Here is an 11,508-nt window from a genome sequence, read left to right as displayed (position 1 = left end):
TGTCATGGAGCCATAGATATTGTACTTTTACTTGCTATAATATTTTTGATTCTTTCTTTGATTGTAATATACAATAACGAAGAAATCAATCTTTGATTGTTATAAAAATGTGTATATTCTTTTAATTCTTGCCTTAATAATTCTACAGTTATATTTTTATTTAATCGTGAATAAAATTCTCTTTCGTCTATACCGTGTACTCTTTCTACTACACCATTGTATCTTGGTGTTGCTACTGGAATATATCTCCTCTCTAATTTATTTTTTAAGCAGTATTCATCAAAAATATTGATTTTAGAGGTATTAATACAGCGATAAGTATATTCTCTACCATTGTCCGTTTGTATAGCTTGTATCTTAAAAGGTGAAGTTTTTAAGACGTATTTTAAGAAAGATAAAGCACTAGAAGGTGTTTTATCTTCATAGATCTGCCTCCAACTATAACGTGTAGCTAAATCTACAGCAGTGAATTGATAAACTGTTTTTCTGCCTAATTTGATATATTTAGTGTCTATTTGAACTATTTTGCCTTCTTTTTGTATTTTAGAGACAAATTTTCGTTTATCATATCGCTTCTTTTTCTTTTTTGTTTTATATCTCCAAAGATTATTTCTTTTTAGTACATTCTCTATAGCTGTAACACCTATCTTAATGCCTTCACGGTTCAAATATGCTTTAATATAATGTTTTCCCCTATACTCTTCAGTATAGAGTTTAATAATTAAATTAATAGCTTCTTGATTATTAAAGATATTTGGAGAAGTTTTCGGTCTAGTACTAAAATTAGCAACTGTTCCAGTGTCTTTATATTTTTTAAGCCAAGTATAAAAAGTAGATTTGGGTATTTCTTCTATCTTTAAAAATCTTTTAATATTTTTAGTTTCTAATGCTTCATCCACTATAAATAATTTAAATTCTGTGCTATAATCTTTTTTCATAGTAGCATCCTTTTTATTTGTTTTATATATCAAAATATTATAACAAGGATACTGCTTTTTTTATACTAAAAAATGTCCAATATCTCACACTCCTAAACAATATTGCTAAGTTTCTTAATTGACTTTTTAATTATTTTTATATACAATTTGTAGCTAAATATGATTTTAATTATGGAGAATTAAAATGAAAAAAATTATATTAATGATTGCATTATTCATAATGACTATAAGTACATCTCTTATGGCTAAAAGCGGCGCTGGTGTTGATATTACTGTGCCTCTTGGTACTGGTATTGGATTTTTCTTTGAAGATGGTAAAGAAAGTCAAACTTATAAACCAGATGCTGGTTTTGAGGGCGGTGTTTATTTAAGACCTAATTATTATTTTGATTTGGCTGTTCTTTCTTTAGGTATATCATTAGATTTAGGTTATCAGAGAGATGTTTTTGCCTATAAGTCAGACATTTCCAAAGGTTTTGTTAATTTTGATAGTTTAAGTATTGGTTTAATGCCAAAAATAGATGTATTGTTTTTATCTGTAGGTCTTGGTGCTGGTGTAAAATTCCCTCTTGGCGGAAGCAGTTATTCAAAAGAAAATAGCGGCGGAGAGCAAAGTCATACATACAATTTAAAGCAATTACAAGATCAATTTGATAATTTGTATATACCATATCTTAAAGCAAGTTTAGATTTTCTATTATTATATAATTTTACTTTGGGTGTTTATATTTCTTATGACTTTATGGCTATGCAATATAAAAATGTAGATCCAAAAGTTACTTTTGGTGCATTGGATGTTGGCGGACAAGTGGGTATAAGATTCTAATTAAAATAATTAAGTAATAAGAAGCTTTAAAAAATCAAAGCTTCTTATTATTTTTTTATTCTTTTATATTATTAAAAATTAATTTTCTTTTCTAAACCTCGATGAAGTAACATCAAATTTATTTAGCCTCACCATACAAAGTGATAGTATTATAGCGAGTAAAACAGCAAGCGATAGAGAATAGTAAGCAAGAGAAACTTTCTTATCATTTTTAATAATATTTATTTGTTCAGATTTTGAGCTAATATTTTCGTCTATTGCACTAGCCTCTGCAATATTACCGCTTTCCATCAAACTTCCTTTTTGAAGACGTAAATTATCAATATCTTTTATTATGCTTTCTATCATCTTCTCTTTTTTTATTTTATTATAAAAATCAAATCCCCATATTCCTAAACTAATAAGAGAAAATATTATAGTTATTATTATCAATACAAATATAGCGAATCTTCTTTTTTTTATGCTTACATTAGAAATATTAACAGATTTTATTTTTATTTCATTTATATGATTAATTAAATCTTCAGAATCTGGATATAATAGTTTTGATTCTTCTATACAAGATAAAAGATTAAGCATAGCTTTGTATCTTTCTGTTCTTTGGAAGTTTAAATAATATTTATCTATATCTTTCATTTTTTCTTCAGGGCTAGTTACATGTTTATTAATTTTATTTGAATGAATGTTTAAAAGATAAGTTTTATTTTTTTTCTTTTCAGTATTCTTTTTTGCATTTATCTCTTTTTTAATTTCTTTATTTTCTTCTTCAATCTCATCATCATCTGTCAACGATATTTTTTTATGTCTTTCATTTTCTTCGATATCATCTTTTGATAATTTTCTTATTCCTCCTAAAGTGCTTGATTGATTTACAGTATTTCCATCTCTATCTTTAACTTGTACTCTTATTCCAAATTTATCTCGAAACATAGCTTCTAAAGTTTCAACACTAGTATCTTTATCTATAACAATGGAAGTTTTTTGATTTTTTCTAGGGTCAGCTATTTCAAATAATTTTATATCATTAGATTTTTTGGCTCCTTTATATATACCCAAAGTAATTCCAAATTCTCTGTCAAAAGAATCTAATAAATTAGAAACAGACATATCCAAAGTTATTTTCATAAAATCCTCTATTAAAGTAATTATATATTTGCAATTAATATCGAAATTATAATAATTATAATAAATAAAACGTAAAAAATAATAAAAAGAAAAATAAATAATTAAAAATTAATGAACATTTTAATTGAAAAAAAAATGATGATAATATATCATTAATATAAATTTTAAATATCATTTGATAATTTTTTATTATCAAATTTTATTAAAATAAAAGAGTTATTGGAGGAATTATGGCTGTATCTAAAAAAAATACCAAAGATTCATTAAAGAAAGTATCGAAATCTGTAAAAAAATTAGTATCAGGCAAAAAATCTATTTCTAAAAAAGCTTCTTCTACTGTAAAGAAAGTTGCTAAAAATGTTGAGAAAAAGATTGCAGCAGCTAAATATTATGTATCTGAAGTTCCGCTTAAGAATGCTGATAAAGAAATATTTAGTGCTATGAAAAGTGAGTATAAGAGAGAGATAAATGGTCTTGAACTTATTGCTAGTGAAAATATAGTTTCTCGTGCTGTTATGGAAGCGCAGGGCTCTATATTTACAAATAAGTATGCTGAGGGTTATCCTTCTAAGAGATATTATGGAGGATGCAGTGAAGTTGATGTTGTTGAGGATTTGGCAAGAGAAAGGGCTAAAAAATTGTTTAACGCTCCGTTTATAAATGTGCAGCCGCATTCTGGCTCTCAGGCTAATATGGGTGTTTATATGGCAGTACTTCAGCCTGGTGATACTTGCTTAGGATTATCACTTGATTCTGGCGGACACTTAACTCATGGTAAAAACGTTAATTTCTCTGGTAAAATTTATAATTTCGAGCATTATAATGTTAATAAAGAAACTATGCAGATTGATTATGATGAGATTAGAGATATAGCAAAAAATCTTAAACCTAAATTGATTGTTGCAGGAGGAAGTGCTTATCCTAGATTTATTGATTTTAAAAAATTCAGAGAAATAGCTGATGAAGTTGGTGCTTATTTAATGGTAGATATGGCTCATATTGCAGGACTTGTTGCTGCAGGTGTTCATCCTAGTCCTGTTCCTCATGCTCATTTTGTTACTGGTACTACTCATAAAACTTTAAGAGGTCCTAGAGGAGGATATATTATCTCTACTGAAGAGAATTTAGCTAAAAAAATAGATAAAACTATATTCCCTGGTATACAAGGCGGACCTTTGATGCATGTTATAGCTGCTAAAGCTGTATGTTTCAAAGAAGCATTAGACCCTAAATTTGTTAAATATCAAGAGCAAGTTTTGAAAAATGCTGAGGCTATGGCTAATATGTTCCTTTCTAAAGGTTATGAACTCATTTCTGGAGGTACTGATACTCATTTAATATTAGTTGATGTAAAAAAATCTAAAGGTATTACAGGTCAGCTTGCAGAAACTGTTTTAGATAAAGCTCATATCACTATTAATAAAAACGGCATACCTTATGATACAGAATCTCCTATGGTTACTAGCGGTATTAGACTTGGTACTCCTGCTATTACTACTAGAGGATTCAAAGAAAAAGATGTTATGGAGCTTACTCAATATATTGATGAAGTATTAAGTAATGCTAATGATGAAAAGGTAGTTGCTGCTGTTGCCAAAAAAGTAGAAAAATTATGTAAGAGATTCCCAATGTATAAGTTTATAGGCGATATGTAATTTAATAATAATATATTAATATAAAGGGAAACTAATTTAGTTTCCCTTTTTTATTGTTTTAAATATTTAAATAATTAATAGCTTCATTTATTTTGTCTACAACAATATCAGCACCATGTTCTAATAATTCCTTTCTTTTATAACTATTTGTAATTGCTATTATTTTTATACCAGTTTTTTTAGCTCCATCAATACCAACTAAACTATCTTCAAAAATAACAACATCTTCTTTTGTTATATTGTTATTTCTTTTTTTTAACATTTCAAAAGCATTTAGAAATAAATCTGGTTCCGGCTTAGCTTTCAATGTTTCATTATGACAAGAATATCCTACTATATATTTTGATATAGATGTTTTTTTAGACATTTTTGTAACATAATCTATATTACTATTGGAAGCTATAACTATATCTATATTTTTTAATCTTTCTAATATTTCAATAACTCCATCAAAAGTTTCTAAATCTGTTTCTATAATTTTTCGAAAATATTTTTCTGCATTTTCAAAGAAATTTTTTGGTATAATGTAATTTCTATCTATTAACATTTTTTTTATGTCACTAGTTTGATATCCAGCCATAGAGGCAAAATCTATATCTGTAAGTTCATTCATTTCTTGTGATATATGTATTAATGCTTTAGTATATAAAGTTTCACTGTCAACCAATGTACCATCAAAGTCAAAGATTGCTCCTTTAATTTGTTTATTCATTTTATTTCCTTTTTATATAAATTTGATGATAGTATATATTTTATATTTAATTATTGGTTACATCAATAGTTTTTATATATAAGTTAATAAAAATTATTTTATTAATTGTAAATAATTATATATATGCTATAATTTGAAAATATTAGTTTATGAAAAATATTATAAATTAATAAAAGGAGTATTAAAATTATGGGATTAAAAATTATAGTTGCTAAAGATGCTAATGGAGTAGGTAAAAAAACGGCTAATGAGATTATTAATGTATTAAAGGTAAAAAAAGATGCTGTTTTAGGTCTTGCTACTGGAGGTACAGCTGAGGCAGTTTATCCTCATTTAATAAAGGCTTATGAAAAAAAAGAGATTGATTTTAAAAATGTTAAGTCTGTTAATTTAGATGAATATAAGGGTTTAGATGGAAAAAATGAACAAAGTTATAGATATTTTATGGATACTAATTTATTTAACCATGTTAATATCGATAAGAAAAATACTTTTGTTCCTAAGGGAATAGGGGATAAAGAGAAAATCTTAAAAGAGTTTAATGATAAAATAGAGAAACTTCCAAGAGATATTCAATTATTAGGCGTTGGTCCAAATGGTCATATTGCTTTCAATGAGCCTGATGAGGCTTTGCATGCTGATGCTCTATGCGTAAAACTTGATGAAAAAACTATTAAAGCTAATGCAAGATTCTTTGCTTCAGAAAAAGATGTTCCAAAAGAGGCTTTTAGTATGGGTATGGGCGGAATATTAAAGGCAAAAAAAATAGTAATAGCTGCTATTGGAAAAGGTAAGGCGGCTGCTATGAAAGAGTTTTTAAATCATGATAAGGTTATGACTAGCTGTCCTGTTACTTTCCTCAAACTTCATAATGATGTTGTAGTTGTTATAGATGAAGAATTGGCTGATGCTATAGGATATAAGAAAAAAGTTTCTAAGAAAAAATGATAATATATTTTAATTAAATAAAAAGCAATGAGGTTTTTATTAATCTCATTGCTTTTTTATATAATAAAAAATTAAAATTTATATATATAATATGGATTGCCGTTAGATTCTAATGATTCTTCTGAATTAATACTAAATGCATCATTACAATCTTTTATTGATTTTTCAAAATATTTTTTATCTTTAGTATATTTATATTTATCAAAATAAAGCATGCTTCTGTTATTTAAGGCATATATATTATGATTATTTATTTCTAATAATTCATTATAATCTCTCAATGCCTCATCAAAAGATGCGGCATTTGCTGTAATTTTGTAGTTTAGTAAATTTAGAGTTGCTTTATTGTGTATAATATCAAAGTCATTATTGTAAGATGAAATTGTATTATTAAAAATATTTAAAGCAGTGCTATAGTCAGTATTATTGTTATCTTTTCCATATTTAGTTGAATATAATATTGCTTTATTATTTAGAATGTCTTTATTTTTATTATATATAGAAATTGCAGATTCATAAAACTTATCTGCTTTCACAAAATAAGTGTTATTTCCATTTTTAGTATATATTTTTGTATAAAGTATTCCAGCACCATTTAAAGCTAAATAATTTCTATCATCTATTTGAAATATTTTTTCAAGTATTTCCATAGCATTATCTTCTTTAGCATTTTTTATTTCTTCTACAAGAACCTTATACATATTTTTTATTTCAATTTCTTTTTTATCAATCTCATTAGAAATAATTATATTAGGTTTTTCTTTTATTTTTTCATTTTCTTCTTTCACTATTTTTTTTGTAGTTTGAATATTATTTTTTTCTTTACTATTATTAGTGAGCAAGTTAATTATCAATCCTAATATAAATGTAAATACAGCTAAAAATAATAAAACATAAGTTGCATTTCTATTTCTTAATTGTATGATATCATTAATAGATGATTTTAGGTTGTTAAAATTTGAAGATGATATTGATGATGTATATTCTTTTATAAAATTATTTAGTTCAATTATTTTATTTTGATTAGTTTCATCTATCAATTGCTCTTTAAAATATAAAGATAATATTTTTATGTACTGATTTCTCATATCTTCTGCTAAAACATTGCTAGTACTATCTATTTCTTTTTTGATATTATTATTTGCACCTATAGTGTATACATTATATACTATTGTTAATGTTAAAAATATAAGAGAAAATATTATAAGTACAATAAAAATATTATTCTTTTTCATTTATGTTAATTCTTTTAAATTATGCTTTTTTTCCTTTCATAAATAATATTAAAAGACCGCTTGCAATAAAATTACTAGCATAAGTACCTATCACTACACCGCAAAAGAATGTAAAAGCAAAATCATAAAGTATAAATCCGCCCCATATCATTATAGCAAGTGCAGCAAGTAATGTAGAGATACTTGTAATAATTGTTCTTCCAACAACATTATTAAGACTTATATTAACAATTTCTTTAAATGGTCTTTTAACATCTGCATTTTCTCTAATTCTATCAAATACAACTATTATGTCGTTTATTGTATAACCTATCAAAGTAAGCATCGAAGATAATACTAATACAGAAAACTCTTTATTCAAAAATAAAAGTATGCCAAATACTATAACAACATTATGTATAAGAGTAATAATAGCAGGGAAAGCATATCTATAATTAAATCTTATAGTAATGTATATCATAATGATAATCCAAGACACAATTACAAGTATAAAAGCTAATTTTAAATTATCAGAAGATACAACACCGCTTATGATATTACTTCCTATGAGTGTTACTTTTTCTTGAGTATATTTATCATAAAGCACTTGCATAGCTCTGTCAGATTCTTCATTAGAGCCTCTGAATCTCAAAAGGAAAGCATTGATATTATATTCTCCTTCAAGTTCTTGTATATTAACAGTTTCTGTACCAAAGTTTCTATATAGGTTTCTTATCTCAGCAATATTAATTACTTCTGGATTATCAATTTGTACTTGTAATTCCACACCGCCTGCAAAATCTATACCCATATTAAAGCTATTAGTAGTCAATTTGTTGATAAAAAGCCCAATAGATGCTACAAATAATATACCCGATATAACTGCAACAATGGGCATAAATTTAACAAAAGGAATTTTATTTTTTGTCATATCATTATTTTCAGTTTTTTTAACATCATTATTATTTTTTTTAATATTTTCGCTCATACTATAAAATCCTTATTAATTAAATAAAGAAGAATCCAGCTTTCTTCACAAGTTTTGTACGAATAATTTCTTCATAAATATATCTGGTAATAAATACAGCAGTAAATAGGTTTATTAAAATACCAAAGAATAATGTAATAGAGAATCCTTGTACAGGACCGCTTCCAAATATCCATAGTATTAAAGCTACTATTATTGTTGTAATGTTAGAGTCAAATATTGTAGCGAAAGCTCTGTCATAACCAGATATAATAGCATCAGAAACATTAGATTTTATTTTTAATTCATCTTTTATACGTTCAAAAATAATAACGTTAGCATCAACTGCCATACCTATAGTAAGTATAAGACCAGCTATACCGGGCAAAGTAAGAGTAAATCTCAAAGGAGAAAGTATAGCTATGATGAGTATAACGTTTATAAGCATAGCTATTGTAGATAAAACTCCAGATACTCTATATACAGCAATCATAAATACAGCAACTAATATTGCAGCCATAAATAAAGCAGTAGTACCAGCCTTAACAGAGTCAGCACCTATAGATTGCCCTACAACCTCTTCTTCTACAACACTTACTTTCAAAGGCAAAGCACCTTCTTTAAGTATTCTAGCTAAATCTTGAGCCTCTTCCAAAGTAAAGCTTCCAGTAATAACACCTCTTCCGCCTCTAATTTCTTGATTGATATTAGGAGCACTTATTACTTTATCGTCTAATACAATGGCAAGCATTCTATTAACATTAGCAGCAGTTACTAAAGCAAACTGTTCAGCCCCATCATTATTAAGTTCAAACTCAACAGTAACTTCCCCAAATTGTCCGCCGCCTACATTAGCATTAATTAAAGCAGAACCATCTAAAGAAGCCTCTTTTTCTATAAATACAGGAGCTCCTCTTATTCTTCTTCCAAAGTCATCTTTTTCGCTATAAAAATAAACTTGCTTATCATTTTCTGGTACTTTTGCAGTATTAGTGAAAACACCGAGCAGTAAATCATTGCTTGTAATTGCAGCAGAAGCCTCTTGGTCTACCAAATTGAAAGTAAGAGCACCCTGACTAAGTACAACACTTTTAATTCTATCAGGGTCTCTTGCACCCGGTAATTCTACTACAACTCTATCATCGCCTTGTTTTCTTATTCCAACTTCGCTAACTCCAAATTGGTCAATTCTTCCTCTTAATCTGGATATAAGTCTTTCCATAGCATCATTTTTCTCTTCAGCTGTCAAAGATAATGCAGTTCTATCTAATCTATTAGCATAATCTTCAAAGTCCGCTTGAAGTACTATTCTTATACCGCCCTGTAAGTCTAATCCTAAATTTACAGACTCACTCCTTAAACGTTTAAGAGACTGAACTTCATCAATTTGTTCTTTTGTGTATCCTTTTGATATCATTTCATCTAATGACATATTACTTTCTTCTTTTTTATCTTCAGATGTGAAAAAATACCATCTCACTGTAGGAGTGATAAACCAACCCATTATAGCAAGACCTATAATTATGAATGCTAGCCTTAAATTATGACTCATATTATTTCCCTATTTTCTTTATTATTATTTTTTCTATTATTCTTTTTTATCTTCAGACTGTGCTTTTTCTAATTCTTCTTTTATGTGATTTTTATCTTCTATAACTTTTTTGTCTTTCTTATCTTCTTTATTAGCATTAAGAACTTCATCGCTCACTACTGCTGATATAGAAGATTTTATTATTTCTATTTTAGTATTTTCTCCTAATTTTACTATAGCAACTCTTCCGCCTTCTTTATCAGAAATGTATTCAGCTACTATACCTCCAGCTACTATTATTTTATCGCCTTTTTTAAGATTAGCTATGCTTTGAGCTAATTTTTGCTGTTGTTTTTTTTGCGGTCTAATAAGTAGAAAATAGAATATGGCAAAAATAGCTACCATCATACCTATTGATAATAAAGGGCTGCCTGCTTGAGCTCCTCCCTGACCTTGTGCATATAAAGTTGCTGTGAACATTTCATTACCTCTTTAAAATTATTTTTTATATTTTCAATGATTTTATATGATATCAATAATTTATACTTATGTCAATATTGCAGTATTTTATTTTGTGTTTAGGAGCCACAGATATTGCACGTTTTTTAGTTTAAAAAAAGCAGGTATTCCTTATAATTTAATTAATTAAAATAAAACAAAAGGAATACCTATGAAAGAATATACTTCAAATCAAAGAAAAAAGATAGTTCTAAAAATCAATAAAGTTAAGAATAAAGAAGTATTAGCTTTAAAATATAAGATTAGTATTAGAACATATTATTATTGGAAAAGCCAATTAGAAACTTATTCTATTATAAAACCTAAATCTACTAAACCTAAAACTAATAAAAATAAATTGAAAAATAAAAAGATTATTAAAAGAATAATTGAAATAAGAAAATTATATGGTTATGGTAAATTAAAAATAAAAAAACAATTAGAGTTAGAAAACATTAAAGTTGGAACAACAGCTATAGAAACTGTCCTAAAAGAAAATAATTTGTATAGGAGCAAAAAGAAAAAAATTAAGAGAAAACATAAAGGAAAGCATGCTATTTATATCAAGGAAGCAGGGGAAAAAGTACAAATAGATGTCAAATATGCTTTTTTTGGTGAAATACGCTATTATCAATTTACTGCTGTCGATTTAGCAATGAGAATGAGCTTTAGATATTTATACGATGAAAAAAGTCCTAACAGTACTATTGATTTTGTAAAACGAATGTTAGATTATTTTCCTTTTAGAATACATTGTATTCAAACGGACAATGGTAGAGAATATACTTATCGCTGTATTAATACTCCTAAAATAAATATTTTTGATGAATACTGCTTAAAAAATAAATTAGAGAGGAGATATATTCCTATAGCAACACCAAGATACAATGGCGTAGTAGAAAGAGTACACGGCATAGACGAAAGAGAATTTTATTCACGATTAAATAAAAATATCACAGTAGAATTATTGAGAGAAAAATTAAAAGAATATACACATTTTTATAACAATCAAAGATTGATTTCTTCGTTATTGTATATTACAATCAAAGAAAGAATCAAAAATATTATAGCAAGTAAAAGTACAATATCTATGG

11 protein-coding genes are annotated in these 11,508 nt (G+C 26.7%); 4 read left to right on the top strand and 7 right to left on the bottom strand.

What is annotated here, in order from left to right; translation table 11 throughout:
• Positions 1 to 2: 2 nt before the first annotated feature.
• Positions 3 to 938, bottom strand: a complete 936-nt coding sequence (locus EPJ72_RS12170; protein ID WP_158636902.1) for a DDE-type integrase/transposase/recombinase — start codon at positions 936 to 938, stop codon at positions 3 to 5.
• Between the two features lie 184 nt (positions 939 to 1,122).
• Between EPJ72_RS12170 and EPJ72_RS12165 the strand changes: the two genes are divergently transcribed.
• Positions 1,123 to 1,764, top strand: a complete 642-nt coding sequence (locus tag EPJ72_RS12165; protein WP_147732387.1) for a hypothetical protein — start codon at positions 1,123 to 1,125, stop codon at positions 1,762 to 1,764.
• Between the two features lie 78 nt (positions 1,765 to 1,842).
• Here the strand turns inward: EPJ72_RS12165 and EPJ72_RS12160 are convergent, their stop codons facing one another.
• Entirely contained in the window at positions 1,843 to 2,889 is a 1,047-nt protein-coding gene (locus tag EPJ72_RS12160) for a hypothetical protein (RefSeq protein ID WP_147732386.1), read from the bottom strand.
• Between the two features lie 230 nt (positions 2,890 to 3,119).
• Between EPJ72_RS12160 and glyA the strand changes: the two genes are divergently transcribed.
• Positions 3,120 to 4,544, top strand: coding sequence for a serine hydroxymethyltransferase (gene glyA / locus EPJ72_RS12155; protein WP_147732385.1), 1,425 nt, complete (start codon positions 3,120 to 3,122; stop codon positions 4,542 to 4,544).
• 58 nt (positions 4,545 to 4,602) lie between these two features.
• On the opposite strand, the gene EPJ72_RS12150 is transcribed toward glyA, so the two are convergent.
• Positions 4,603 to 5,256 (bottom strand): HAD family hydrolase, encoded by a 654-nt coding sequence (locus EPJ72_RS12150; RefSeq protein WP_147732384.1) that lies wholly within the window; start codon positions 5,254 to 5,256, stop codon positions 4,603 to 4,605.
• Positions 5,257 to 5,445: 189 nt separating this feature from the next.
• Between EPJ72_RS12150 and EPJ72_RS12145 the strand changes: the two genes are divergently transcribed.
• Positions 5,446 to 6,204 carry a glucosamine-6-phosphate deaminase gene (locus EPJ72_RS12145; RefSeq protein WP_147732383.1) on the top strand — a complete coding sequence of 253 codons (759 nt, stop codon included), beginning with the start codon at positions 5,446 to 5,448 and terminating at the stop codon, positions 6,202 to 6,204.
• 71 nt (positions 6,205 to 6,275) lie between these two features.
• On the opposite strand, the gene EPJ72_RS12140 is transcribed toward EPJ72_RS12145, so the two are convergent.
• The 4 genes from EPJ72_RS12140 to yajC are packed head-to-tail and all read right to left on the bottom strand — an operon-like array spanning position 6,276 to position 10,396.
• A complete protein-coding gene (locus tag EPJ72_RS12140) occupies positions 6,276 to 7,439 on the bottom strand; it encodes a tetratricopeptide repeat protein (protein WP_147732382.1) in 1,164 nt (387 codons plus the stop codon).
• Between the two features lie 19 nt (positions 7,440 to 7,458).
• On the bottom strand, positions 7,459 to 8,406 hold the full coding sequence (gene secF / locus EPJ72_RS12135; RefSeq protein ID WP_147732381.1) for a protein translocase subunit SecF: 948 nt from the start codon (positions 8,404 to 8,406) through the stop codon (positions 7,459 to 7,461).
• A 19-nt stretch (positions 8,407 to 8,425) separates the two neighbouring features.
• A complete protein-coding gene (gene secD, locus EPJ72_RS12130; protein ID WP_147732380.1) occupies positions 8,426 to 9,937 on the bottom strand; it encodes a protein translocase subunit SecD in 1,512 nt (503 codons plus the stop codon).
• Positions 9,938 to 9,973: 36 nt separating this feature from the next.
• Positions 9,974 to 10,396, bottom strand: coding sequence for a preprotein translocase subunit YajC (gene yajC / locus EPJ72_RS12125; RefSeq protein WP_147732379.1), 423 nt, complete (start codon positions 10,394 to 10,396; stop codon positions 9,974 to 9,976).
• A gap of 190 nt (positions 10,397 to 10,586) precedes the next feature.
• Between yajC and EPJ72_RS12120 the strand changes: the two genes are divergently transcribed.
• Positions 10,587 to 11,508, top strand: a 922-nt coding sequence (locus tag EPJ72_RS12120) for a DDE-type integrase/transposase/recombinase (RefSeq protein ID WP_147732378.1), incomplete at its 3' end; no start/stop codon positions are given.

This window comes from Brachyspira pilosicoli (assembly GCF_008016535.1).
Lineage (GTDB): Bacteria > Spirochaetota > Brachyspiria > Brachyspirales > Brachyspiraceae > Brachyspira > Brachyspira pilosicoli_A.
This window is presented reverse-complemented; position numbering and strand designations above follow the sequence as displayed.